The sequence below is a fragment of the Pseudomonas sp. FG13 genome (assembly GCF_057809755.1).
In genome coordinates this window covers 1-24838 of record NZ_JBMDKO010000021.1, presented here as the reverse complement: position 1 = coordinate 24838, position 24838 = coordinate 1, and the positions used below count along the sequence as shown (strand labels likewise).

Below are 24838 nucleotides of genomic sequence, written 5' to 3'. Positions count from 1 at the left end.
TTCTGCCTAGGCAAATCCGATTGGGCAAGTGCTGTGTCTTAAAAAGCTTTCAACCGCGCTTGGCCCGGTAGATGCGAAAGCCCTGGCCCTCGGCCTTGATGGTGCACACGCCCAGATGTTCTTCGATCAGCGGCTGGTATTTGAGGAAACTGTTCGCAACCAGACGCAATTCCCCACCGTTTTTCAGATGTTTGGCCGCTTTTCGCAGCAGGTTTTCCGTCGCGTAGTAATCGGTGTGGACGCCGACATGGAACGGCGGATTGCTCAGAATCGCGTTCAGGCCCATCGGCGCGGCATCGATACCGTCACCGGTCAGCACCTCGGCTTCCAGGCCGTTGGCAGCCAAGGTCAGGCGACTGCTGGCGGCGGCGAAAGCGTCCACATCCAGCAAGGTGACGGTGTTGTGCGGATAGCGACGCTTGACGGCCGCCCCGAGCACACCGGCACCGCATCCGAAGTCCAGCAGGTGGCCGCTGGGCAATTTATCCAGGTGTTCGAGCAGCAGAGCACTGCCGCGATCCAGGCGACCGTGGCTGAACACCCCCGGCAGGCTGATGACCTTCAGCGGACCTTCCTCCAGGGGCAACTCGTAGGTCTGGGCCAGGCTTTCCAGGGGCTTGGCCTCTGGAACGTTGGCGACGGTGACCTGCCACAGTTGGCAATGCCGCGCGCTGTCGAGCTTGCGCGGTTTGCCGAACGGGTTGAGCTGCTTGGAAGCACCTTCGATGCCGCTGCGCTTTTCCCCCACCAGAAACACTTCGCGGCCGCCCAGGCGCGAGGCCACGGCATTGAGGATGTAGTCCGTCAGGTCCTTGGCCTTGGGCAGGAATACCACCGCACTGTCGAACTCACGGGAAGGGGCGTCTACGCCAAAGTGGCTACGCTCGGGGAAGCGGGCGTCCAGTGCGGCCTGATCGCCCGCGTGCCAGCACCAGCCATGGGCGTCGGGCAAGCGGCCGAGCAGGTCGTCGGCGGGCAGGCCGGCCAGCAGGACCGACCCCTGGAATAGTTCGGGCTGACGAAGCAGTACTTCACTGCGCGGATCCATGGTCTGCTCCTTGAAAAAAAGTGCGGCAGTTTATCAACTGACGACCCGTCGCGCTGTACCCCTGAAAAAGCCTTGGGCGTTTTCCGTCAGTTGGCCAACGATCCGTTGCCGCGCCTCGCGAGTGCCCCAGGCGTTGTGAGGCGTGATGATCAGGCGGGGAATGTCGCTGGCCAGCAGCGGATTGCCCTGGGTTGGCGGCTCCACGCTCAGCACATCGGTGGCCGCGCCGCCCAGGTGACCGTTGCGCAGGGCGTCAGCCAGGGCCTGTTCATCGATCAGGCCGCCACGGGCGGTGTTGATCACGAAAGCGCCGGGCTTGAGCGTCGCCAGTTCCCGCGCGCCGATGAAGTGGCGGGTATGTTCATTGAGTGGGCAGTGCAGGGTCAGGGCATCGACTTGCGACAACAGCTGATCCAGCGGCAAGCGGTCAGGACGGGCAGGACGTCCGGGGATCTGGCCCAACAGCACGCGCATGCCGAAGGCTTCCGCCAGCCGCCCGACGGCACTGCCCAGTTCGCCGTGGCCGAGCAGGCCCAGGGTCTTGCCTTGCAGTTCGACGATGGGATAGTCCAGCAGGCAGAATTGTGAGGCCTGTTGCCAGCGCCCGTCGCCCACCGCCTTCTGATAATCGGCCAGTCGCGTCGCCAGGTTCAGCAACAGCATGATCGTGTGCTGGGCGACCGATGGCGTACCGTAGCCCTGGCAGTTACACACTGTAATGCCGTGATGGCGAGCTGCCGTGAGGTCGACATTGTTGGTACCGGTGGCGCTGATCAGGATCAGCTTCAATTCGGGGCTGGCGGCCATGGCGGCGGCATCGATCACGACCTTGTTGGTGATCGCCACGGTGGCGCCCTTGAGTCGTTCGATCACCAGGTTCGGCGTGGTGCGGGCAAACAGTTGCAGTTCGTCGAAGCAATTGCGCAACGGGGCCAGATCCAGGTCGCCGAGATCAAGGGAAGGGTGGTCGAGGAAAACCGCGCGGCCGGTATTTGTCATCAGCTGTACCTTTTTAGTCTGGAACCGAAGGCGTAAGGTGACGAGCCTATCAGATGAATTGCGGCCCTGTGGCGAGGGGATAAATCCCTCGCCACAGAAGTCGATGTCCGTTTCGAAATTGAGTCAAGGAGCCCGCCATGTATCTCACCGAATTCCTCACCGTCGCGCTGATCCACCTGCTGGCGGTTGCCAGTCCCGGGCCGGATTTTGCCGTGGTGGTGCGCGAAAGCGTGACCCATGGCCGCCGGGCCGGGACCTGGACGGCGCTGGGCGTCGGCACGGCGATTTTCCTGCACGTAGGCTATTCGCTGTTGGGCATCGGCCTGATCGTGTCGCAGTCCATTGTGCTGTTCAACGCGCTGAAATGGGCCGCCGCCGCGTACCTGCTGTACATCGGCTTCAAGGCGCTGCGGGCACAACCGGCCAAGCCGAGCGAGGAAAATCTGCGCAAGGAAGTTGGCGAACGGACCGCCCGCGGCGCATTCACCTCGGGCTTCGTCACCAATGGCCTGAACCCCAAGGCGACGCTGTTCTTCCTGTCGCTGTTCACCGTCGTGATCAACCCTCATACACCACTGGCGATCCAGGCCGGTTACGGTGTGTACCTGGCGGTCGCAACGGCCGCCTGGTTCTGCCTGGTGGCCATGCTGTTCAGCCAGCAGCGGGTGCGCGCCGGATTCGCCCGCATGGGCCACTGGTTCGATCGGACCATGGGTGCGGTACTGGTTGCCATCGGTGTGAAGCTGGCGTTTACCGAAGCGCATTGACGGGTTCGCCCGCTCTTTTTTTTTGCCGCCATTGCAGGAGGTTGCGATCTTCTTGGCCTTCTGCCGCCTAGACACTGGCGGTGACAGTCCCGGTGGGATTGCAGATTCAAAGTATCCGGAATGGGTGGGTGGATGGCTCTGGGCCAGTATTTGCCGGGCGATCAAATCATTCCTTTGGCTGATTTGAACGGTGTATAAGCCCTCTAGAGTGCTTACCTCCAGTCACGACCATGCAGTCAGAAAAGGATTCTTATGTTGCAGACTCGCGTTATTCCTCCCGCCGAAGGCGCTTATCAATATCCACTGCTGATCAAGCGGCTGCTGATGTCCGGTGTGCGTTACGAGAAAACCCGCGAGATCGTCTACCGTGACCAGTTGCGCTACAGCTATCCGACGCTGATCGAACGGGTGGCACGGTTGGCCAACGTGCTGACCGAGGCCGGGGTCAAGGCGGGCGATACCGTGGCGGTGATGGACTGGGACAGCCATCGCTATCTGGAATGCATGTTCGCGATCCCGATGATCGGCGCCGTGATCCACACCATCAACGTGCGGCTGTCACCGGAGCAGATTGTCTACACCATGAATCACGCCGAGGACCGCTTCGTGCTGGTCAACAGCGAGTTCGTCGGGTTGTACCAGGCCATTGCCGGGCACCTGACCACGGTGGAGAAGACCCTGCTGCTGACCGACCTGCCGGAGAAAACCGTCGACCTGCCCAACCTGGTGGGCGAATACGAGCAGTTGCTGGCGGCTGCCAGCCCGGTCTACGACTTCCAGGACTTCGACGAAAACTCCGTCGCCACGACCTTCTACACCACCGGTACCACGGGCAATCCCAAGGGCGTCTACTTCACCCACCGGCAATTGGTGCTGCATTCCCTGGGCGAGGCGACCATCATGGGCGCCATCGACAGCGTGCGGTTGCTGGGCACCAACGATGTGTACATGCCGATTACGCCAATGTTCCACGTTCATGCCTGGGGCCTACCGTACGTGGCGACTATGCTCGGCCTCAAGCAGGTCTATCCCGGCCGCTACGACCCCGAGCTCCTGGTTCAGTTGTGGCGCAAGGAGAAGGTCAGCTTTTCCCATTGCGTGCCGACCATCCTGCAGATGGTGCTCAACGCCAAGAGTGCTCAGGGCACCGATTTCGGCGGTTGGAAAATCGTCATCGGCGGAAGTGCCCTGAATCGCAGCCTGTACGAAGCCGCCAAGGCCAGGGGGATCCAGCTCACCGCCGCCTATGGCATGTCGGAAACCGGCCCGCTGGTGTCCTGCGCCCACCTCAACGACGAGTTGATGGCCGGCAGCGAAGACGAACGCATCAGCTACCGGATCAAGGCTGGCGTGCCGGGCCCCTTGGTGGAGGCGGCGATCGTCGATGCCGAAGGCCGGTTCCTGCCGGCCGATGGCGAGACCCAGGGCGAGCTGGTGCTGCGTGCACCCTGGCTTACCGAAGGCTACTTCAACGAACCGCAGAAGGGCGCCGAGCTCTGGGCCGGCGGCTGGCTGCACACCGGTGACGTGGCTACGCTGGACAGCATGGGCTTCATCGACATCCGCGACCGTATCAAGGACGTGATCAAGACGGGGGGCGAATGGATCTCGTCCCTGGACCTGGAAGACCTCATCAGCCGTCACGCGGGGGTACGCGAAGTGGCAGTGGTGGGTATTCCCGATCCACAGTGGGGGGAGCGCCCGTTTGCCTTGCTGGTGATTCACGATGGGCATCAGATCGGGGCTCGCGAGCTCAAGGAACACCTCAAGCCATTTGTCGAACAGGGACACCTGAGCAAGTGGGCGATCCCGAGCCAGATCGCCCTTGTTACGGAAATTCCCAAGACCAGCGTTGGCAAGCTCGACAAGAAACGCATCCGCGTCGACATCGCCGAATGGCAGAGCAACAACAGCGCCTTCCTGTCCACGCTTTGAGGTCTCCTTGCCGTGTCCGAAAGGGCACGGCAGCCCCACCGAGCAAGCGCTTGCCTTGTCAAACCGCCAATTTCAGCCATCCTTGCCGTGCCGACAGGTGTCGGCCTGGCAAAGGACTGTTCCAGAGTGGTCGGGGGCTGCAAATCACACTTTAGAGGGATCAAGCCGTACTACCTGCTGGCTATAGTCCGCTCAAGGATTTTCAAGAATGGGCCTCCTGCACGAACGGGCGATGCGACTTTGAATGAGTGCCGCAACCCTGTCGCTGGTCGTCGAAGACGTTCCTTGAAAATACCCCCTGCCATAACAATAAAGAACATGGAGTAGTGTCGAATGACCTCTGCAAACACGTTCTGGCGCCGGGCAAAATTGCCTCTGGCGGTCAGTCTCGCCTCTTCGCTCGCCGGGCCTGCATTCGGCGTCAGTTTCAACATCGGTGAAATCGAGGGCCAGTTCGATTCTTCCCTGTCGGTGGGGGCGAGCTGGTCCACGGCCCATGCCAACAAGGACCTGATCGGCGTCAACAACGGTGGCAGGGGGTTGTCCCAGACCTCTGATGACGGTCACTTGAACTTCAAGCGCGGGGAAACCTTCTCGAAGATCTTCAAGGGTATTCATGACCTGGAGCTGAAGTACGGCGATACCGGTGTGTTTGTGCGAGGCAAGTACTGGTACGACTTCGAACTCAAGGACGAGAATCGTCTGTACAAGGACATCAGCGACAACAATCGCAAGGAAGGCGCCAAGTCCTCCGGCGGGCAGATTCTCGATGCCTTCGTCTACCACAACTACGCCATTGCCGATCAGCCAGGCTCCGTTCGCTTGGGCAAGCAGGTCGTCAGTTGGGGTGAAAGTACCTTCATCCAGGGCGGCATCAACTCCATCAACCCGGTCGACGTGTCCGCGTTCCGTCGTCCCGGTGCCGAGATCAAGGAAGGCCTGATTCCGGTCAACATGTTCTATGTGTCCCAGAGCCTGACCGACAACCTGTCGGCTGAGGCGTTCTATCAACTGGAGTGGGACCAGACGGTTGTCGATAACTGCGGGACATTCTTCTCCCAGCCGGATGTGATTGCCGATGGTTGTACGGATAACCTCCGGGTGCTGAACAAGCGTTCCACGATTCCTGGTGCTGCCTTGCCCGCCCTGGCCGCGCGAGGGGTCGACGTCAACGAGGAAGGCGTGCTGGTGCGTCGTGGCCCGGATCGCGATGCCCGTGACAGCGGCCAGTGGGGGGCGTCCATGAAGTACATGTTCGAGCCTCTGGACACCGAATTCGGTGCCTACTTCATGAACTACCACAGCCGGGCGCCGATTTTCAGCGCCACGGGCGCGCCGGCACAGTTCTACACGGCTCCGTTGGGTCCGTTGGCGGCACTGCGTCCCCTGATTGTGGCCGGCAACTCCAACTACTTCGTTGAGTACCCGGAAGACATCCGTCTCTATGGCCTGAGTTTCTCCACCACCCTGCCTACCGGCACGGCGTGGAGCGGTGAGTTGAGTTATCGCCCGAACGCACCGGTACAGCTGAGTACTACCGACATTCTTTTTGCTGGCGTCCGTCCGATCGGTGGGCCCTTGGCCAACGCGTCGGTACTTACGGGCGTTCCGGGCCAGGATCTGCATGGCTATAGCCGCAAGGAAATCACCCAGTTTCAAACGACCTTCACCCACTTCCTCGACCAGGTTATGGGGGCCAGTCGCCTGACCTTGGTGGGTGAAGTAGGCGTAACGCATGTGGGAGGCCTGGAAAGCAGGTCCGAGGCCCGCTACGGTCGCGACCCGGTGTTTGGTCCGGGTGAACTGCCCAACGGATCCTGCCAAGCGCTCAATGCCTCCACTGCAGCAGGCGGCGGACAGACTCTTGGCGGTGTGAACAGCAACTGCAACAACGACGGCTTCACCACCGCCACTTCCTGGGGCTACCGCGCCCGCGCCATCTGGGAATACCCGGACGTCTTCGCCGGCGTGAACCTCAAGCCCAACGTGGCCTGGTCCCATGACGTCAAAGGCTACTCGCCAGGCCCTGGCGGCAACTTCGAGGAAGGCCGCAAGGCCGTCAGCCTCGGGCTGGATGCCGAGTACCAGAACACCTACAACGCGAGCCTGGCCTACACCAACTTCTTTGGTGGCGACTTCAGCACCGTGGACGATCGCGACTTCCTGGCGCTCAGCGTCGGCGTGACCTTCTAAGCACCGTATTCAGGACGACACACGATGAAAATAACAAAGAGTCTGTTGCAGGTCGGCGCACTGGGATTGTCCCTGCTGGCGGCCAGCGTCATGGCCGCGGTGCCTGCGGGCGAGGCCGACAAACTGGGCAAGAGCCTGACGCCGATGGGCGCCGAGATGGCCGGTAATGCCGACGGTTCGATTTCCGCCTGGAAGCCCATGGCCAAGAATGCCGGTAGCGTGGACAGCAAAGGGTTCCTCGCCGACCCGTATGCCAGCGAGAAACCGCTGTTCACCATCACCGCGCAGAACGTCGAGCAGTACAAGGACAAGCTCGCGCCGGGCCAGTACGCGATGTTCAAGCGCTACCCGGAAACCTTCAAGATGCCGGTCTATCCGACCCATCGTGGCGCCACCGTGCCGGATGAAGTGTTCGCGTCCATCAAGAAGAACGCGGTCAACACCAAGCTGGTATCCGGCGGCAACGGCCTGGAAAACTTCGAGACCGCCATACCGTTCCCGATTCCCCAGAGCGGCGTCGAAGTGATCTGGAACCACATCACCCGCTACCGTGGCGGCAGCGTGACGCGCCTGGTGACCCAGGCCACGCCGCAAGCCAACGGCTCCTATAGCCTGGTGTATTTCCGTGATCAGTTCGTGTTCCGCGACAAGATGAAGGATTTCGATCCGGCCAACCCTGGCAACATCCTGTTCTACTTCAAACAGCAAGTGACCGCGCCGGCACGCCTGGCCGGTGGCGTGTTGCTGGTGCACGAAACCCTCGACCAGGTGAAGGAACCGCGCTCGGCCTGGGTCTACAACGCCGGCCAGCGTCGGGTACGTCGTGCGCCACAGGTCTCCTATGATGGTCCGGGTACCGCCGCCGATGGCCTGCGTACCTCCGACAACCTGGACATGTACAACGGTGCGCCGGATCGCTACGACTGGAAGTTGGAAGGCAAGAAAGAGCTGTATATCGCCGCCAACAGCTACAAGATCGACTCGCCACAACTCAAGTACGCCGACATCCTCAAGGCCGGCCACATCAACCAGGACCTGGCGCGTTACGAGCTGCGTCGTGTCTGGCATGTCACCGCGACCCTGAAGGAAGGCCAGCGCCACATCTACGCCAAGCGCGATTTCTTCATCGACGAAGATACCTGGCAGGCGGCGGTGATCGATCACTACGACGGTCGTGGCCAACTGTGGCGAGTTGCCGAGGCCCATGCCGAGAACTACTACGACAAGCAAGTGCCGTGGTACGCCCTGGAAACCCTCTACGACCTGCAGTCCGGCCGCTACCTGGCTCTGGGCATGAAGAACGAAGAGAAATCGGCCTACGATTTCGGCTTCACCGCCACCACCGCAGACTTCACACCGAACGCGCTGCGCCAGGACGGTATCCGCTAAACCGCTTTACCCCGAGGCCGCATCCTCGGATAAACGCCCCGACTGGTTCGGGGCGTTTGTTTTTTGGCCTGAATGTGGGAGCAAGGCTTGCCCGCGATGGAGTTAACGCGGTTTGCCCTGGAACCGAGGCGCCTTCATCGCGGGCAAGCCTTGCTCCCATGGGATGTGTCGTCAGGAGATGTCGATTTGTAGTCTTTTTGTAGCCATTTGTAGCACTCCCTTCAATACCTCTTCGTTTACGGCTAGTCTGCGGACATCTGCAACGCCGCCACCTGCATCTAAACAAGAGCCGGCCATGACTGATCTGTCTTCACTTCCGGATTCTGCCCGCGCAGCCTTTGCGGTACAGGACGGGCGCTTCTATCGACCGCCTCTGCCCGACGGGCACGTCGTGCGGCCGCGGTTGTGCGAGCGTTTAAGTGCGGGGCTCGGCGGCCGATTGCTGTTGGTCAGTGCGCCGGCGGGGTTCGGCAAAAGCTCCCTCGCGGTGGAGTTCTGCCAGAGCCTGCCGGTCCATTGGCAAAGCCTCTGGTTGGGGCTCAACACCAGGGACAATGATCCGGGACGTTTTCTGGAGCGGCTGCTCGAAGGGCTCCAGGCACTCTTTCCACAGCTGGGCGGCCGCGCAGCGGGGCTACTGAAGATGCGCCAGCGCCACCAGCCCTTCGCGTTCGAAGAATGGCTCGATGGCCTGCTGGATGAACTGACCAGTCACTTGACGCTTCGCAACCCCTTGCTGTTGGTGCTCGACGATTATCACCTGGCCCAGGGCCCCGTACTGGATCGTTGCCTGCAGTTTTTCCTCAATCACTTGCCTGATGGTTTGCTGGTACTGGTCACCAGCCGCCAGCGACCGAACTGGCATCTGGCGCGCCTGCGCCTGTCGCGGCAATTGCTCGAACTGAACGAGCAGGACCTGCGCCTGACCCATGGCGAAGCCCTGACACTGCTCGAGCATCACAGCATCTCGTTGCGCGGTGAAGCGTTGGAAAACCTTATCCAGCGCAGCGAAGGCTGGGTGGCCGGGCTGCGTTTCTGGTTGCTGGCCGCCTCCGAAGCCGGTTCCGAGGGCGGGCTGCCACAGACGCTGCACGGTGGGGAAGGGCTGATCCGCGATTATCTGCTCGAAGAAGTCATCGACTGCCTGCCCGCCGAGGTGCAGGCGTTTCTCTACGACACCGCGCCACAGGATCGCTTTTGCAGCGAACTGTGCGATGCCGTGCGCGAAGCCCATGACAGCGCCGAGATCCTGCAATATCTGGCGGCCCATCAGGTGTTCCTGGTGCCCCTGGACGAACACGGTCATTGGTATCGCTACCACCATCTGTTTTCCGATCTGTTGCGCAGCCGCCCCAGCGCACCCGCCATGGTGCCGGCCGCGACCCTGCATTTGCGCGCCTGTCGCTGGTTCAACGCCCAGGGGCTGATCGACGAAGCCGTGGAGCAGGCGCTGCGGGCCGGGCACCTGGATGTGGCGGCGAACCTGGTGCAGACCCTCTCGGAGGAACAACTGCTGGCCGAGCAGAACGTCGGCATGTTGCTGCGCTGGAAGATGGACCTGCCCGACAGCCTGCTCATCAGTACCCCGAGGCTGATTGTGCTCTACAGCTGGGCGCTGGGGCTGGCCTGTCAACTGGACGCCGCCGAAGAACTGGCCGCCCACCTGAGCCGCTTCCTGCCGGCACCGTCGGCCACCGCGCAAAAATCCATGCTTGCCCAATGGTTGGCCCTGAGCGGGATCGTCGCTCGTGGCCGTGGGGACCGTGAAGCCACGGTGCGTTATTGCACCGAAGCCCTGGAAAGCCTGCCGCAAAAACGCTACGGCCAACGCCTGATGTGCCTGTCCACGTTGTCGAACCTGGCGATTGCCGACGGTGACCTGTGGCGCGCGCGTGGTTTGAACCGCGACTCCCTGGAACTGGCACAGCGGGTCGGCAACCCCTTGTTCGAAGCCTTGGCTCATTACGATCGCGCCCGGGTCCTGCAGGCGCGGGGAGAGATCCTGCGGGCGCTGGATGAAGTGCGCCAGGGCCTGCAACGCTTGCACAAACTTTCGCCCCAACGGCTTTATGCGGTACGGGCGCGGTTGATCCTGTACGAGGGTTTCCTGCTGACCTTGCGCATGCAGCCCCAGGCCGGACTGGCGCGGTTGCAGGCCGGTCTTACCGAAGCACGGGCCTGCCGCGACATCAGCGTGCTGCTCGGGCATTGCGTGATCGCCCGTATCGAAGGCAACAGTGGCGAGTTCGCCAGGGCCTTTGCCGAACTGGCTGAAGCCGAGCGCCTGATGCATATCTGGGATGTTCCGCCGATCTACTACCTGGCGATGATCACACTGGTCAAATGCGAGCTCTGGCTGGCCCAGGGCCGCACCGAGCTGGCCGAAGCCTGGCTGGCGCGGCTGGGGCGGACCTATACCGGGGAGCAGGCCGCGGCGCCGCCAGAGTTCCACCCGCAATTGCCGCTGCATATCGAGCTGCAACAGGCACTGCTGGAGTCCGTTCGCGGTCAACCGATGCTGGCTGAAGGGCGGCTCAACGCCTTGCTTGAACACGGCCAGCAAACCGGCCGGCAGATGCTCAGCGTGATGGCCCTCAACCAGAAAGTCGCCTTGTTGCTGAGTGTCGGCCGCGAACCGGCGGCCCGCAATGCCCTGGCTCAGGCTTTTGAAGCCGCCGGTGGCGGAGTGCTGCAACCGTTCGAATGGCTGCTGGGCGACGAACATCGAGAATGGCTGCGCGAGCAGCTGCTGCACGCACCCCCCAGTCCCTTGTGCCAGAGTCTGCTCGAACGCCTGCCGACGTCGACGCAACCGGCCGACTCCCCGGCACCTGTCGAAAGCCTCAGCAGCCGCGAACGGGCGGTGCTGCAACTGATTGCCCAGGGCTGTTCCAACCAGGAAATCAGCGAGCAGCTGTTCATTTCGTTGCATACGGTCAAGACCCATGCCAGTCATATCAACAGCAAGCTTGGCGTGGAACGTCGCACCCAGGCTGTGGCGAGGGCCAAGGAGCTGGGGTTGTTGGGCTGAGTCCAGCTGCGCAAAGCAACCTGCCACAGAAGCCAGCCAGTAAAGGAATGACTCGATGTTACCCCGGTACAAAACCATCCCATCCCCGGTCGGCCAATTGATCCTCGTCGCCCGAGGCGCAAGACTGGCCGCGATCCTGTGGGAAAACGAGCGACTCAACCGTGTGCGCCTGGGCCCCTTGGAAGAAGACATTCATCACCCGATGCTCGAGGAAACCGAGCGTCAACTGATGGAATACTTCGCCGGGCAACGGCGCCGTTTCGAGCTGGAGCTGGACTTTGTCGGCACGGACTTCCAGAAACGGGTCTGGCAGGCACTGCTGACCATTCCCTTCGGTGAGACCCGCAGTTACCGCGATATCGCCATCCAGATCGGTCAGCCGACTGCTGTTCGGGCGGTGGGCGCAGCCAACGGTCGTAACCCCATCTCGATCATCGCTCCCTGCCATCGAGTCATCGGCACCTCTGGCAGCCTCACCGGTTTCGCCGGTGGGCTGGCTGCCAAGCAATGGCTGCTCAGCCTCGAAGGTCAGCAGAGCCTTCAATTGGCGTTCTGACCTCAACGGACAGCCCCACCGGAAAACCTGCGCCCATGAAAAAAAACGCCCGATCACAGGATCGGGCGGGCTTCTGGTGTGGCTTGCAGCTTACTTCTTCAAACCGTAATGCTCATCGAGCATGCCGGGCGAATTCGGTGCCTTGGGGGCGTAGTCCCTAGGTGGTTCCTGATCCCTTGGCGGAGTCAGGCGTTCCCGTGGTGCCTGCGCCGAGTCGGCGTGCAGGGCGGCCAGCAGGCGCTGGCGAGTCTGTTCGTCCAGGGCCAGGCGGTTGGCACCCTCGGACAAATGATCCTGAACATCCTGATAGCTCTGGGTGAGTTTCTTCACCAGAGAAGCGGTGGCGTTGAAGTGGGTCACCACCTCATTCTGATAACTGTCGAAACGTTCCTGAATGTCGTCCAGCTGACGTTGCGTGCTGTTGGGCACTGCGTTGGGCAGCAGTCGGGCAAGCAGGAATCCAATGGCGACACCGGCAACCAGGGCAAGAGTCGGCAACAACCAAACTAAGAGCGAGTGTTCCACGAGTCCTTCCTCTATAAACGGCTTTGCTTTACGTTAACGGCTCGGACCTGCGCTGTATACCGCGAAGAACATCGCAATCATGCCAGGCACAGACTTTTAGCTAGACGAGTCGACCCTATCCGGGGTCACGGAGTTCTTTCCCTTGCTTATACGCGAAACCCCTGTAGTCATCGACGGCCCGGTGGGCCAACTGGAAGCGTTGTACCTGGACAGCGAGGCGCCCCGTGGCCTGGCGTTGATCTGCCACCCGAACCCGGTGCAGGGCGGGACCATGCTCAATAAAGTGGTTTCGACCCTGCAGCGCACTGCCCGGGATGCCGGCCTGGTCACATTGCGTTTCAATTATCGCGGTGTCGGCGCCAGTGCCGGTAGCCATGATATGGGGACCGGTGAAGTGGACGACGCCCAGGCCGCCGCCGCATGGCTGCGGGAAAAACACTCGCAACTGCCCTTGAGCCTCTTCGGTTTTTCCTTCGGCGGCTTCGTCGCTGCCAGCCTGGGTGGACGGCTCGAAGCCCAGGGGCAATCGCTCAAGCACCTGTTCATGGTGGCTCCGGCGGTGATGCGCCTGGACGAGCAGTCGCCTTTGGCGAAGAGCGGCGCGTTGACGGTGATCCAGCCAGAAAATGATGAAGTCGTCGATCCCCAACTGGTCTACGATTGGTCCGACGCGCTCCAACGCCCCCATGAGCTACTGAAAGTGGCAGAATGCGGGCACTTTTTTCATGGCAAGCTGACCGATCTCAAGGATCTGCTCCTGCCGCGCCTTTCGAATTGACAGCAGTCTGACAAGCGATAATTCATGACGACTCGTACCCGTATCCTGACCGGCATCACCACCACCGGCACCCCGCACCTGGGCAACTATGCTGGCGCCATCCGCCCGGCGATTCTCGCCAGCCGCGACAGCAATGCCGATTCGTTCTACTTCCTGGCCGACTACCACGCCCTGATCAAATGCGATGACCCGCTGCGCATTCAGCGCTCGCGCCTGGAAATCGCTGCGACCTGGCTGGCCGGCGGCCTGGATGTGGATCGCGTGACCTTTTATCGCCAGTCCGATATCCCCGAGATCCCGGAACTGACCTGGCTGCTGACCTGTGTCGCCGCCAAGGGCCTGCTCAATCGCGCCCATGCCTATAAGGCCTCGGTGGACAAGAATGTCGAGACCGGCGAAGACCCGGACGCCGGCATCACCATGGGTCTGTACAGCTACCCGGTGCTGATGGCCGCTGACATCCTGATGTTCAACGCCCACAAGGTGCCGGTCGGTCGCGATCAGATCCAGCACGTGGAGATGGCTCGGGACATTGGCCAGCGCTTCAACCACCTGTTTGGCCAGGGCAAGGAGTTTTTCACCATGCCCGAGGCGCTGATCGAAGAAAGCGTCGCCACGCTGCCAGGGCTCGATGGTCGCAAGATGTCCAAGAGCTACGACAACACCATCCCGCTGTTCAGCAGCGCCAAGGAGATGAAGGACGCGATCTCGCGAATCGTCACCGACTCCCGCGCCCCGGGTGAAGCGAAGGATCCGGACAACTCGCACCTGTTCACGCTGTTCCAGGCCTTTGCCACCCCGGCCCAGTCAACCGAGTTCCGCAACGAGCTGTTGCAGGGCCTGGGTTGGGGCGAAGCGAAGAATCGTCTGTTCCAATTGCTCGACAGCGAACTGGGTGAGTCCCGCGAGCGTTATCACCAGTTGATCGAACGTCCGGCGGACCTTGAAGACATCCTGCAACTGGGCGCGAAAAAAGCCCGGGCCGTGGCGACGCCGTTCCTTAACGAACTGCGTGAAGCCGTTGGCCTGCGTTCGTTCGTCAGCCAGGTCCAAGTGGCGGCCAACACGAAGAAAAAAGCCACCAAGGCGGCGCGTTTCGTCAGCTTTCGCGAAGACGACGGCAGTTTCCGCTTCCGCCTGCTGGCTGCCGACGGCGAACAACTGTTGCTGTCTCGCCATTTTGCCGATGGCAAGACCGCGGGCCAGGTGACCAAGCAACTGCAAGCCGGCCAGCCACTGGACGTACGCAGCGAGGCGGCGGGCTTCAGCGTCTGGCTCGAAGGCGAATGCGTGGCGGACAGCCCGGCTTTTGCCGACGAAGCTGCGCGGGATGCGGCCATCGATGCGCTGCGCGTCGCGCTGACCCCCGCGCAGGATTGATCCAAAGCATCATCCGACCATCGGTCCTGAATAAGGGCCGATTGCCATTCTTACGGGCCGTCGCTACAGTGACGGCCCGTTTTTGTTGCCTTGCTAACGAATATGACGCCCCTAGAACGATATCAAGCTGATCTGAAACGCCCGGAGTTCTTCCACGACGCAGCCCAGGAAACGGCGGTGCGGCATTTGCAGCGCCTGTACGACGATCTGATCGCCGCGTCGAACAACAAGCCGGGCTTGTTGGGAAAACTGTTCGGCAAGAAGGAACTGGCACCGGTCAAGGGCCTGTACTTCTGGGGTGGCGTGGGCCGTGGCAAGACCTACCTGGTGGACACCTTCTTCGAGGCGCTGCCGTTCAAGGAAAAGACCCGCACGCACTTCCACCGCTTCATGAAGCGTGTGCACGAAGAGATGAAGACCCTGGGTGGCGAGAAGAACCCATTGACCATCATCGCCAAACGTTTCTCCAATGAAACGCGGGTGATCTGCTTCGATGAGTTCTTCGTGTCCGACATCACCGATGCCATGATCCTCGGCACCTTGATGGAAGAGTTGTTCAGGAACGGCGTGACCCTGGTCGCCACGTCGAACATCGTGCCGGACGGCTTGTACAAGGACGGTCTGCAACGGGCGCGCTTTCTCCCGGCCATCGCGTTGATCAAGGAACATACCGAAATCGTCAACGTCGACAGCGGCGTCGACTATCGTTTGCGCCATCTCGAACAGGCGGAGCTGTTCCATTACCCACTGGACGCCGCTGCCGAAGAAAGCCTGCGCAAGAGCTTCCGCGCCCTGACGCCAGAATGCACCCAGGCGGTCGAGAACGATGTGCTGATGATCGAGAATCGCGAGATCCGCGCAGTCCGCACCTGTGACGATGTGGCCTGGTTCGATTTCCGTGAGCTGTGCGATGGCCCTCGCAGCCAGAACGACTACATCGAGCTGGGCAAGATCTTCCACGCCGTACTGCTCAGCGGCGTCGAGCAGATGAGTGTCACCACCGACGACATCGCCCGTCGCTTCATCAATATGGTGGACGAGTTCTACGACCGTAACGTGAAGCTGATCATCTCGGCCGAAGTCGAACTCAAGGACCTCTACACCGGTGGTCGCCTGACGTTCGAATTCCAGCGGACCCTGAGTCGCCTGCTGGAAATGCAGTCCCACGAGTTCCTGTCGCGGGCGCATAAGCCTTAGGCTGATTCGGAAAGCACAAAGGGCCTGCGATTGCAGGCCTTTTTTATGGCTGATCCACCGCATAACCTTGTGGGAGCGAGCCTGCTCGCGATGGCGGTGGGTCAGCTTGCTACGATTCTGAATGTGCTGCCGTCATCGCGAGCAGGCTCGCTCCCACATGGGGTAGTGGGGGCCGAAGCCTTACGCCGCCTGCTGAAATTGCTGCCGGTACTGGTTCGGCGACAGGTCCGTGTGCTGCCGGAACAGCCGCGCGAAGAAGCTCGCGTCGTCGTAGCCCACTTCGTAGCTGATGGTCTTGATGCTCTTGCGGCTCCCGGAGAGCAGGCCCTTTGCAGTTTCGATGCGCAGCCGTTGCAGGTAATGCAACGGTTTGTCGCCAGTGGCGGTCTGGAAGCGGCGCATGAAATTGCGAATGCTCATGCCATGTTCCCGGGCGACGTCTTCGAAACGGAACTTGTCGGCGAAGTGTTCTTCGAGCCAGTGCTGGATCTGCAGGATGATCACGTCCTGATGGAGTTTCTGCCCGCCGAAACCGATCCTGCCCGGCGAATAATTGCGCTGCACTTCATACAGGATGTCCCGCGCCACGGCCTGGGCCACGTTGGCGCCGCAGAAGCGCTCGATGAGGTAGATGTAGAGATCGCACACCGAGGTCGTGCCACCGGCGCAGAACAGGTTGTCGGCGTCGGTCAGGTGTTTGTCCTGGTTCAGATGCACCTGGGGAAAACGCTCCCTGAAGGCGTTGAAGAAGCGCCAGTAGGTGGTGGCTTCCTTGCCATCGAGCAGCCCGGCCTCGGCAAGCCAGAACACGCCAGTGGCCTCGCCGCATAGTACGGCGCCGCGAGCGTGCTGTTCCCGCAGCCAGGGCAGGACCTGGGGATAGCGTTGGCAAAGGGTGGGGAAGTCATCCCAGAACGCCGGCAGGATAATCACATCGGTGTTTTCCAGGCCGCCATCCACCGGCATGATCACTTCGCTGAAGCTGTTCACCGGTTTGCCGTCAGGGCTGACCAGTCGGATTTCAAACGCCGGTGTCAGGCCTTGGCCCAGTTGCTTGCCGTAGCGCAGGCTGGCCAGGTGGAAGAAATCCTTGGCCTGCATGAGGGTGAAAGCGAAAACCCGGTCGACTGCCAGGATGCTGACGCGCCGCAAGGGCGTGGAGGGGTGCATAGACATAATTTCATCTTGTTTTTATAGGGGAAAGTGGTCACCAGACGGCTGGATCGTCTTATTTTTTGTCGGATGTGTCCAGTGTCCTATGGTACATCCCGGGCTTAGGCTCATCGGATGACCCCCTCCAACCATAACCAAAGGTGCGCCATGATCCCCAGAACCCTGTTCAGTCCCGAGCACGAATTGTTTCGCGACAGCGTGCGAACGTTCCTGGAAAAGGAGGCCGTGCCCTACCACAGCCAGTGGGAAAAACAGGGTCATGTCGATCGCCAGCTCTGGAACAAGGCCGGGGAGGCGGGGATGCTGTGTTCGCACCTGCCGCAAGCCTATGGCGGGCTCGACGCGGACTTTCTCTACAGTACGGTGGTGATAGAGGAGATCGGCCGCCTGGGGCTGACAGGCATCGGCTTCTCACTGCATTCCGATATCGTTGCGCCGTACATCCTGCATTACGGCAGCGAAGCGTTGAAGCAGAAATACCTGCCGAAGCTGGTTTCCGGCGAAATGGTCACGGCCATCGCCATGACCGAACCCGGCGCCGGTTCCGACCTGCAAGGGGTGAAAACCACGGCGGTACTGGACGGTGATGAATACGTCATCAACGGTTCGAAGACCTTTATCACCAATGGCTTTCTCGCCGACCTGGTGATCGTGGTCGCCAAGACCGATCCGAAAGCCGGTGCCAAGGGCACCAGTCTGTTTCTGGTGGAAGCGGGCACGCCGGGTTTCGAGAAGGGCAAGCGCCTGGAGAAAGTCGGAATGAAGGCCCAGGACACGTCGGAGTTGTTCTTCCAGGATGTCCGCGTGCCGAAGGAAAACCTGCTCGGGCAGGCTGGAATGGGGTTTGCCTATCTGATGCAGGAGTTGCCCCAGGAACGCCTGACCGTCGCGATTGGTGGCCTGGCCTCGGCCGAAGCGGCGCTGCAATGGACGCTGGACTACACCCGCGATCGCAAGGCCTTCGGCAAATCCATCGCGGAGTTCCAGAATACCCGCTTCAAACTGGCGGAAATGGCCACCGAGATCCAGATCGGCCGAGTCTTCGTCGACCGCTGCCTGGAGCTGCACCTGCAAGGCACGCTCGACGTGCCGACGGCGGCGATGGCCAAGTACTGGGGCACGGACCTGCAATGCAAGGTGCTCGACGAATGCGTGCAGTTGCATGGCGGCTACGGTTTCATGTGGGAGTACCCGATTGCCCGGGCGTGGGCGGATGCGCGGGTGCAGCGGATCTATGCGGGGACCAATGAAATCATGAAGGAGATCATTGCGCGGTCGCTTTGATTGCGTTGTGCTCTTGGGGTGATCGTTCCCACGCTCTGCGTGGAAACGCCGCCAGGGACGCTCTGCGTTCCGCTCTGGTGACGCGGAGCGTCACCGGATGCATTCCCACGCAGAGCGTGGGAACGATCAGCAACCCTTGTGGGAGCGAGCCTGCTCGCGATTGGGTCTACGGGTCAATCAAGGAGCAGGATTCGGCTGATCCCTGTGGATCGCCTCGATCCCCGCCAGCACTTCGTCCGACAGCTTCAGATCGAAGCTGGCGATGTTGCTGTCCAGTTGTTCAAGGGTGGTGGCGCCGATGATGTTGCTGGTCACGAACGGTTGTTGCGTGACGAACGCCAGGGCCATCTGTGCCGGGTCCAGGCCATGTTCACGGGCCAGCGCCACATAACGGCTGCATGCCGCTTCCGACTGTGGATTGAAGTAGCGCATGAAGCGGCTGTAGAGCGTCAGGCGGCCCTTGGCCGGCCGTGCGCCGTCTTCATATTTACCCGACAGGAAGCCGAACGCCAGCGGCGAGTAGGCCAGCAGCCCGCACTGTTCGCGAAGGGCGACTTCCGCCAGGCCGATCTCGAAGCTGCGGTTGAGCAGGTTGTACGGATTCTGGATCGACACCGCTCGCGGCCAGCCACGGGCTTCGGCCAGGGCGAGGAATTTCATGGTGCCCCACGGCGTCTCGTTGGACAGGCCGATGTGGCGGATCTTGCCGGCACGGACCTGTTCGTCGAGGGCCTCGAGGGTTTCCTCCAGTGGGGTGAATTCTTCATCGGCTTTGTGCTTGTAGCCCAGTTGCCCGAAGAAGTTGGTGCTGCGTTCCGGCCAGTGCAACTGGTAGAGATCGATCCAGTCGGTTTGCAGGCGCTTGAGGCTGGCGTCCAGCGCTTCGACGATGTGGCGGCGGTTGTGCTTGAGGTTTTTGTCGCGGATGTAATCGATGGTGTTGCCGGGGCCGGCGATCTTGCTCGCCAGGATCCAGTCGGTACGGTCGCCACGGCTCTTGAAATAGTTGCCGATGTAGCGCTCGGTGGTGGCATAGGTCTCGGCCTTGGGCGGGACCGGGTACATCTCGGCGGTGTCGATGAAATTGATGCCGGCACCCTTGGCGCGTTCGATCTGGGCGAAAGCCTCGGCCTCGCTGTTCTGCTCACCCCAGGTCATGGTTCCGAGGCACAGGGCGCTCACGTTCAGATCGGTACGGCCTAGCTGGCGATAGTCCATCGGGGGGCTCCTTGGGCAAAACAATCATAAAAGCAGGTTGAAATATTTTTCGCAATCTGCATAATTGCGCACCTCTTTCTGCAGTGGAAGTGATGCGCCGCCGCCGAAGAATCTTGCCGTTGAACGGACGCGCCGACCCGAGCCCCCGAAAGCGTCTGTATCCGGCTGCCTTTGACTTGTCAAAGTACGCACTATTCAGTAAGATCCGCCGTCTAATTTACAGGGCGGCCCCTGAGGCTATAAAGAATGAAAACTTTTACTGCTAAACCGGAAACAGTACAGCGCGACTGGTTCGTCGTCGACGCTGCTGGTCAGACCCTGGGTCGTCTGGCCACCGAAATCGCGAGCCGTCTGCGTGGCAAGCACAAGCCTGAGTACACCCCTCACGTTGACACCGGTGACTACATCGTCGTGATCAACGCTGAGCAAGTACGTGTTACTGGCGCTAAAACCACTGACAAAATGTACTACTCCCACTCCGGTTTTCCGGGCGGCATCAAGTCGATCAACTTTGAAAAGCTGATCGCCAAAGCCCCTGAGCGCGTGATCGAGACCGCGGTTAAAGGCATGCTGCCTAAGAACCCACTGGGTCGCGACATGTATCGTAAGCTGAAGGTTTATGCGGGCGCTGCTCACCCTCATACTGCTCAGCAGCCCCAAGAACTGAAGTTTTAACGGAATAGTTCATTATGTCGGCGACTCAAAATTACGGCACTGGCCGTCGCAAGACTGCAACCGCACGCGTTTTCCTGCGTCCGGGCACTGGTAACATCTCCATCAACAACCGCTCCCTGGATAACTTCTTCGGCCGCGAAACTGCCCGCATGGTAGTTCGTCAGCCGCTGGAACTGACCGAGACCGTCGAAAAATTCGACATCTACGTCACCGTTATCGGTGGTGGTGTAAGTGGTCAAGCTGGCGCAATCCGCCACGGTATCACTCGCGCTCTGATGGACTACGACGAAACCCTGCGTAGCGCCCTGCGCAAAGCTGGCTTCGTGACTCGCGACGCTCGCGAAGTTGAACGTAAGAAAGTCGGTCTGCGTAAAGCGCGTAAGCGTCCGCAGTACTCGAAGCGTTAATTTCGCTTCCGCTTTCAAAAGGCGCCCAGTTTCCTCACGGAGCTGGGCGTTTTTTTATGGGCGAAATAATTGCTCTGTGACAACTTGCCACATTCGTAGAGCCCCTATACTACAAGGCTTGGCGGTAGGGCCGCTTGGTAATTACCTTGTCAGAATTGGGGGTTTTCATTACCATTCGGCAAAATTTTTATAAGTTCAGATTTTTACTTAGTAGACGCCTGATCTAACAGGCCACAAAGCTGATGGGAGAGGACTGAATGAGCAATGACGGCGTGAATGCAGGCCGGCGTCGCTTCCTGGTAGCAGCCACATCCGTGGTGGGTGCTGCAGGAGCGGTGGGGGCTGCGGTCCCGTTCGTGGGGTCATGGTTTCCCAGTGCCAAGGCGAAAGCTGCAGGTGCACCGGTGAAAGTGAATGTCAGCAAGATCGAGCCAGGCCAGCAGATGATTGCTGAATGGCGCGGCCAGCCGGTGTTCATCGTCCGCCGTACAGAGGAAATCCTGGGGAATCTGAAAAAGATCGAGGGCCAGCTGTCCGATCCCTCTTCCAAGAACTCGGTCCAACCGGAATACGTCAATCCTGAAACGCGTTCGATCAAGCCGGAAATCCTGCTGCTGATCGGGATCTGTACGCACCTGGGTTGCTCGCCAACATTCCGTCCCGAAGTGGCCCCTGCCGATCTGGGCAAGGACTGGGTAGGCGGCTATTTCTGCCCTTGCCACGGCTCCCACTACGATCTGGCGGGGCGCGTCTACAAATCGCAGCCTGCACCTCTGAACCTGCCAGTTCCCCCGCATTCCTATGAGTCGGATGAGATCATTGTCATCGGCGTCGACACGGAGAAAGCGTGATGAGCAAACTTATGGATTGGGTTGATGCGCGCTTTCCCGCGACCAAGATGTGGGAAGACCATCTCAGCAAGTACTACGCTCCGAAAAACTTCAACTTCTTCTATTTCTTTGGCTCCCTGGCATTGCTCGTTCTGGTCAACCAGATCGTCACCGGTGTCTGGCTGACCATGAGCTACACCCCGTCGGCGGAAGAAGCGTTCGCTTCCGTCGAGTACATCATGCGTGACGTCGAGTACGGCTCGATTCTGCGTCTGCTGCACTCCACCGGCGCTTCGGCGTTCTTCATCGTGGTCTATCTGCACATGTTCCGTGGCCTGCTCTACGGTTCGTACCAGAAGCCCCGCGAACTGGTGTGGGTCTTCGGCATGTTGATCTACCTGGCGCTGATGGCTGAAGCCTTCATGGGTTACCTGCTGCCATGGGGCCAGATGTCCTACTGGGGTGCCCAGGTGATCATCTCGCTGTTCGGTGCGATCCCGGTCATCGGCAACGACCTGACCCAGTGGATCCGTGGTGACTACCTGATCTCGGGCATTACCCTGAACCGCTTCTTCGCCCTGCATGTGGTAGCCCTGCCGATCGTGATCCTCGGCCTGGTGGTGTTGCACATCCTGGCGTTGCACGAGGTCGGCTCGAACAACCCGGATGGCGTGGACATCAAGAAGCACAAGGACGAAAACGGTGTACCGCTGGATGGCATCGCCTTCCACCCGTACTACACCGTGAAGGATATCGTCGGCGTAGTGGTGTTCCTGTTCATCTTCTGCTCCATCGTGTTCTTCTTTCCGGAGATGGGCGGCTACTTCCTCGAGAAGCCGAACTTCGAACAGGCGAACGCCTTCAAGACGCCTGAGCACATTGCCCCGGTCTGGTACTTCACGCCGTTCTACGCAATTCTGCGGGCGATCCCGGACAAGTTGATGGGCGTTATCGCCATGGGCGCGGCCATCGCCGTGCTGTTTGTCCTGCCATGGCTGGACCGCAGCCCGGTCAAGTCGATGCGCTACAAAGGCTGGCTAAGCAAGATCTGGCTCGTGGTGTTCTGCATCTCGTTCGTGATCCTGGGTGTGCTGGGTGTACTGGCACCGACACCGGAGCGTACGTTGCTGTCGCAGGTCTGTACGTTCCTGTACTTCGCCTACTTCATTCTGATGCCGTTCTATACCAGGCTCGAGAAGACCAAACCGGTTCCGGAAAGGGTGACTGGCTGATGAAAAAGCTATTTGCTGTACTGATTCTTGCTGCCATGCCTGTCTTGTCCTTCGCGGCCGAACACGGTGGTCCAGAGCTGGAAAAAGTCGATATCGACGTTTCCGATAAAGCCGCCATGCAGGACGGCGCACGTACGTTCGCCAACTACTGCATGGGTTGCCACAGTGCCAAGTTCCAGCGTTACGAGCGCGTGGCCGATGACCTGGGCATTCCCCATGAGCTGATGCTCGAGAAATTGGTGTTCACCGGCGCCAAGCTGGGCGATCACATGACCGTCGGCATGCAGCCGGCAGATGCCAAGACCTGGTTCGGCGCTGCGCCACCCGACCTGACCCTGGTCGCTCGTGTACGCGGTACCGACTGGCTCTATGGTTACCTGCGTTCGTTCTATGAAGATCCTGCGCGTCCATGGGGCGTGAACAACAAGGTCTTCCCGAACGTCGGCATGCCGAACGTTCTGGTCGGCCTGCAGGGTCGTCAGGTGGTAGGCTGCAAACAGGTGCAGATCGTCGAGAACGGCAAGAAGCAATTCGACCCGTTGACCGGCACCGCCTTGACTCATGAAGCCTGCGATCAGTTGACCATCGTGCCGAACAGCGGCGCCTTGACGCCTGAGCAGTTCGACGAGAAGGTCAAGAATCTGGTGACGTTCCTGGCCTACTCGGCCAACCCGGTGAAGCTGCAGCATCAGCGCATCGGTACGTATGTATTGCTGTACCTGGCGTTCTTCTTCGTATTCGCTTATCTGCTCAAGCGTGAATACTGGAAAGACGTACATTGATAAAGCGGTAAGTTGTTGCTGTTAATCGTGCGCGCCCAAGGGCGTCTCTGAAGGTGTAACGAGCCTGGTCAGCCAGGTGTTACGGGAGACGCCCTCTGGGCGCGCTCGTTTTTCTTTCCTAAAATTTCAACAAGCGAGGAGGATCGCCATGGGCGTGACCAATCGGTTGGCCTGTTACTCCGACCCCGCCGACCACTATTCCCACCGGGTACGTATCGTACTGGCAGAAAAGGGTGTCAGCGCCGAGATCATTTACGTCGAGGCTGGCCGTCAGCCGCCGAAGCTGATCGAGGTAAACCCCTACGGCAGCCTGCCCACGCTGGTCGATCGTGACCTGGCATTGTGGGAGTCGACGGTGGTGATGGAATACCTGGATGAGCGTTATCCGCACCCGCCCTTGCTGCCGGTATACCCTGTGGCGCGTGCCAACAGCCGTTTGCTGATCCATCGTATCCAGCGTGACTGGTGCGGGCAGGTGGATCTGATCCTGGATCCGCGGACCAAGGAGCCGGCGCGGGTGGTGGCGCGCAAGGAGTTGCGTGAAAGCCTGACAGGCGTATCGCCGCTGTTCATCGACAAACCGTTTTTCCTCAGTGAGGAACAAAGTCTGGTGGATTGCTGCCTATTGCCCATACTCTGGCGTTTGCCGATTCTGGGTATCGAACTGCCGCGGCCCGCCAAGCCGCTGCTTGATTATATGGAGCGCCAATTTGCGCGTGAGACTTTCCAGGCGAGTCTGTCTGGTGTCGAACGCGACATGCGCTAAGGCTTAGGGAGCCGCTATGAACTCCAGTCGACCTTATCTGGTCCGCGCGCTCTACGAGTGGATTGTGGACAATGATTGCACCCCGCACATGCTGGTCAATGCCGAATATCCATCGGTACAGGTGCCGCAGGGGTTTGCCAATGACGGGCAGATTGTCCTGAACGTATCGCCGGCAGCCGTGCGCCATCTGCACATGGACAACGATGCCGTGAGCTTCGAAGGCCGCTTCGGCGGTGTGCCGCATACGCTGTATGTACCTATCGCTTCGATCCTGGGGATTTATGCCCGGGAGAATGGCCAGGGCATGGTGTTTGAGCTGGAAACGCCGATGGATGGCGAGGAAGAGTACGAGGTGGATGATGACCTGCCGCCACCGGATGATGAGCCGCCGCGGCCTAGTGGTCGGCCTAGTCTTAAGGTGGTGAAGTAACAGGGGCGGCTATTGCGTGGGATTTGTGTGTATATCCTTTTCTGCGGTAACGGCTGCTTAGGGTTCCGCCCTTACGGCGGGTCACTTTTGGAAGAGCCCGGGGTGCCGGCCAACCAAAAGTAACCAAAAGCGCTTTGCCCCACCACTGGGCACCTCGCCAAGGCTCGGTGTTCCCTCACTCCGGCATCGCTCCGTGGGCCCGCCGCGAAGGGCCATCCATGGCCCAGCGCGGCTAACCCGGCA

At 60.4% G+C, this 24838-nt stretch carries 22 protein-coding genes; 17 read left to right on the top strand and 5 right to left on the bottom strand.

The features are described 5' to 3' along the window. Positions 1-49: 49 nt before the first annotated feature. Together ACODTO_RS17465 and ACODTO_RS17460 are read right to left on the bottom strand one after the other, a co-directional pair. On the bottom strand, positions 50-1048 hold the full coding sequence (locus ACODTO_RS17465) for a methyltransferase (protein ID WP_489106802.1): 999 nt from the start codon (positions 1046-1048) through the stop codon (positions 50-52). Positions 1049-1081: 33 nt separating this feature from the next. Then, complete coding sequence (locus ACODTO_RS17460; protein ID WP_489106801.1) at positions 1082-2047, bottom strand: 2-hydroxyacid dehydrogenase; 966 nt, start codon at positions 2045-2047, stop codon at positions 1082-1084. A gap of 137 nt (positions 2048-2184) precedes the next feature. Here ACODTO_RS17460 and ACODTO_RS17455 point away from each other — a divergent pair, with 137 nt between their 5' ends. The 6 genes from ACODTO_RS17455 (at position 2185) to ACODTO_RS17430 (ending at position 11918) form a co-directional block, all read left to right on the top strand. After that, a complete protein-coding gene (locus ACODTO_RS17455) occupies positions 2185-2814 on the top strand; it encodes a LysE family translocator (protein WP_175386197.1) in 630 nt (209 codons plus the stop codon). A 252-nt stretch (positions 2815-3066) separates the two neighbouring features. Further along, the gene (locus ACODTO_RS17450) at positions 3067-4749 is read left to right on the top strand and encodes a fatty acid--CoA ligase (RefSeq protein ID WP_175386199.1); all 1683 of its coding nucleotides are present in this window, start codon (positions 3067-3069) and stop codon (positions 4747-4749) included. Between the two features lie 333 nt (positions 4750-5082). Continuing rightward, positions 5083-6942 (top strand): DUF1302 domain-containing protein, encoded by a 1860-nt coding sequence (locus tag ACODTO_RS17445; RefSeq protein WP_139644875.1) that lies wholly within the window; start codon positions 5083-5085, stop codon positions 6940-6942. A 24-nt stretch (positions 6943-6966) separates the two neighbouring features. Next, positions 6967-8331, top strand: a complete 1365-nt coding sequence (locus ACODTO_RS17440; RefSeq protein ID WP_139644877.1) for a DUF1329 domain-containing protein — start codon at positions 6967-6969, stop codon at positions 8329-8331. A 295-nt stretch (positions 8332-8626) separates the two neighbouring features. Beyond that, positions 8627-11362: a winged helix-turn-helix domain-containing protein gene (locus ACODTO_RS17435; RefSeq protein ID WP_489106800.1), complete on the top strand. Its 2736-nt coding sequence runs from the start codon at positions 8627-8629 to the stop codon at positions 11360-11362. Between the two features lie 55 nt (positions 11363-11417). Beyond that, a complete protein-coding gene (locus ACODTO_RS17430) occupies positions 11418-11918 on the top strand; it encodes a methylated-DNA--[protein]-cysteine S-methyltransferase (RefSeq protein WP_489106799.1) in 501 nt (166 codons plus the stop codon). 90 nt (positions 11919-12008) lie between these two features. Here ACODTO_RS17430 and ACODTO_RS17425 read toward each other — a convergent pair whose 3' ends face one another. Beyond that, on the bottom strand, positions 12009-12443 hold the full coding sequence (locus ACODTO_RS17425) for a Z-ring associated ZapG family protein (protein ID WP_024778106.1): 435 nt from the start codon (positions 12441-12443) through the stop codon (positions 12009-12011). Between the two features lie 142 nt (positions 12444-12585). On the opposite strand from ACODTO_RS17425, the gene ACODTO_RS17420 reads away from it, so the two are divergent. The 3 genes from ACODTO_RS17420 (at position 12586) to zapE (ending at position 15798) form a co-directional block, all read left to right on the top strand. Beyond that, a complete protein-coding gene (locus ACODTO_RS17420) occupies positions 12586-13221 on the top strand; it encodes an alpha/beta hydrolase (protein WP_489106798.1) in 636 nt (211 codons plus the stop codon). Between the two features lie 24 nt (positions 13222-13245). Then, positions 13246-14601 carry a tryptophan--tRNA ligase gene (locus ACODTO_RS17415; RefSeq protein WP_489106797.1) on the top strand — a complete coding sequence of 452 codons (1356 nt, stop codon included), beginning with the start codon at positions 13246-13248 and terminating at the stop codon, positions 14599-14601. Between the two features lie 102 nt (positions 14602-14703). Next, positions 14704-15798, top strand: coding sequence for a cell division protein ZapE (zapE, locus tag ACODTO_RS17410; RefSeq protein WP_139644885.1), 1095 nt, complete (start codon positions 14704-14706; stop codon positions 15796-15798). A 180-nt stretch (positions 15799-15978) separates the two neighbouring features. Here the strand turns inward: zapE and ACODTO_RS17405 are convergent, their stop codons facing one another. Next, a complete protein-coding gene (locus ACODTO_RS17405; RefSeq protein WP_173668656.1) occupies positions 15979-16875 on the bottom strand; it encodes a GlxA family transcriptional regulator in 897 nt (298 codons plus the stop codon). A gap of 243 nt (positions 16876-17118) precedes the next feature. Here ACODTO_RS17405 and ACODTO_RS17400 point away from each other — a divergent pair, with 243 nt between their 5' ends. Next, positions 17119-18255: an acyl-CoA dehydrogenase family protein gene (locus ACODTO_RS17400; protein WP_175363464.1), complete on the top strand. Its 1137-nt coding sequence runs from the start codon at positions 17119-17121 to the stop codon at positions 18253-18255. Positions 18256-18432: 177 nt separating this feature from the next. Here the strand turns inward: ACODTO_RS17400 and ACODTO_RS17395 are convergent, their stop codons facing one another. Next, complete coding sequence (locus ACODTO_RS17395) at positions 18433-19473, bottom strand: NADP(H)-dependent aldo-keto reductase (protein WP_175363463.1); 1041 nt, start codon at positions 19471-19473, stop codon at positions 18433-18435. 246 nt (positions 19474-19719) lie between these two features. Between ACODTO_RS17395 and rplM the strand changes: the two genes are divergently transcribed. The 7 genes from rplM to ACODTO_RS17360 all read left to right on the top strand — a co-directional run bounded on the left by rplM (position 19720) and on the right by ACODTO_RS17360 (position 24595). Then, on the top strand, positions 19720-20148 hold the full coding sequence (gene rplM / locus ACODTO_RS17390) for a 50S ribosomal protein L13 (RefSeq protein ID WP_024781110.1): 429 nt from the start codon (positions 19720-19722) through the stop codon (positions 20146-20148). Positions 20149-20162: 14 nt separating this feature from the next. Next, positions 20163-20555, top strand: a complete 393-nt coding sequence (rpsI, locus tag ACODTO_RS17385) for a 30S ribosomal protein S9 (RefSeq protein WP_003228056.1) — start codon at positions 20163-20165, stop codon at positions 20553-20555. A gap of 257 nt (positions 20556-20812) precedes the next feature. Continuing rightward, positions 20813-21406, top strand: coding sequence for a ubiquinol-cytochrome c reductase iron-sulfur subunit (gene petA, locus ACODTO_RS17380; RefSeq protein WP_175363462.1), 594 nt, complete (start codon positions 20813-20815; stop codon positions 21404-21406). After that, the gene (locus ACODTO_RS17375; RefSeq protein ID WP_139644895.1) at positions 21406-22617 is read left to right on the top strand and encodes a cytochrome b; all 1212 of its coding nucleotides are present in this window, start codon (positions 21406-21408) and stop codon (positions 22615-22617) included. Before petA ends, ACODTO_RS17375 begins: the two co-directional genes overlap by 1 nt. After that, positions 22617-23399: a cytochrome c1 gene (locus tag ACODTO_RS17370; protein ID WP_024781107.1), complete on the top strand. Its 783-nt coding sequence runs from the start codon at positions 22617-22619 to the stop codon at positions 23397-23399. The genes ACODTO_RS17375 and ACODTO_RS17370 overlap by 1 nt, the downstream gene beginning before the upstream one ends. A 148-nt stretch (positions 23400-23547) precedes the next feature. Then, entirely contained in the window at positions 23548-24165 is a 618-nt protein-coding gene (locus ACODTO_RS17365; protein ID WP_139644897.1) for a glutathione S-transferase N-terminal domain-containing protein, read from the top strand. A 16-nt stretch (positions 24166-24181) separates the two neighbouring features. Then, positions 24182-24595 (top strand): ClpXP protease specificity-enhancing factor, encoded by a 414-nt coding sequence (locus tag ACODTO_RS17360; protein ID WP_024781105.1) that lies wholly within the window; start codon positions 24182-24184, stop codon positions 24593-24595. The last annotated feature ends 243 nt before the right edge of the window (positions 24596-24838 follow it).

Coding starts and splice junctions, on each gene's coding strand:
- ACODTO_RS17465 (WP_489106802.1), bottom strand. CDS start 1,048: ATGGATCCGCGCAGTGAAGTACTGCTTCGTCAGCCCGAACTATTCCAG.
- ACODTO_RS17460 (WP_489106801.1), bottom strand. CDS start 2,047: ATGACAAATACCGGCCGCGCGGTTTTCCTCGACCACCCTTCCCTTGAT.
- ACODTO_RS17455 (WP_175386197.1), top strand. CDS start 2,185: ATGTATCTCACCGAATTCCTCACCGTCGCGCTGATCCACCTGCTGGCG.
- ACODTO_RS17450 (WP_175386199.1), top strand. CDS start 3,067: ATGTTGCAGACTCGCGTTATTCCTCCCGCCGAAGGCGCTTATCAATAT.
- ACODTO_RS17445 (WP_139644875.1), top strand. CDS start 5,083: ATGACCTCTGCAAACACGTTCTGGCGCCGGGCAAAATTGCCTCTGGCG.
- ACODTO_RS17440 (WP_139644877.1), top strand. CDS start 6,967: ATGAAAATAACAAAGAGTCTGTTGCAGGTCGGCGCACTGGGATTGTCC.
- ACODTO_RS17435 (WP_489106800.1), top strand. CDS start 8,627: ATGACTGATCTGTCTTCACTTCCGGATTCTGCCCGCGCAGCCTTTGCG.
- ACODTO_RS17430 (WP_489106799.1), top strand. CDS start 11,418: ATGTTACCCCGGTACAAAACCATCCCATCCCCGGTCGGCCAATTGATC.
- ACODTO_RS17415 (WP_489106797.1), top strand. CDS start 13,246: ATGACGACTCGTACCCGTATCCTGACCGGCATCACCACCACCGGCACC.
- zapE (WP_139644885.1), top strand. CDS start 14,704: ATGACGCCCCTAGAACGATATCAAGCTGATCTGAAACGCCCGGAGTTC.
- ACODTO_RS17400 (WP_175363464.1), top strand. CDS start 17,119: ATGATCCCCAGAACCCTGTTCAGTCCCGAGCACGAATTGTTTCGCGAC.
- ACODTO_RS17395 (WP_175363463.1), bottom strand. CDS start 19,473: ATGGACTATCGCCAGCTAGGCCGTACCGATCTGAACGTGAGCGCCCTG.
- rplM (WP_024781110.1), top strand. CDS start 19,720: ATGAAAACTTTTACTGCTAAACCGGAAACAGTACAGCGCGACTGGTTC.
- rpsI (WP_003228056.1), top strand. CDS start 20,163: ATGTCGGCGACTCAAAATTACGGCACTGGCCGTCGCAAGACTGCAACC.
- petA (WP_175363462.1), top strand. CDS start 20,813: ATGAGCAATGACGGCGTGAATGCAGGCCGGCGTCGCTTCCTGGTAGCA.
- ACODTO_RS17375 (WP_139644895.1), top strand. CDS start 21,406: ATGAGCAAACTTATGGATTGGGTTGATGCGCGCTTTCCCGCGACCAAG.
- ACODTO_RS17370 (WP_024781107.1), top strand. CDS start 22,617: ATGAAAAAGCTATTTGCTGTACTGATTCTTGCTGCCATGCCTGTCTTG.
- ACODTO_RS17365 (WP_139644897.1), top strand. CDS start 23,548: ATGGGCGTGACCAATCGGTTGGCCTGTTACTCCGACCCCGCCGACCAC.
- ACODTO_RS17360 (WP_024781105.1), top strand. CDS start 24,182: ATGAACTCCAGTCGACCTTATCTGGTCCGCGCGCTCTACGAGTGGATT.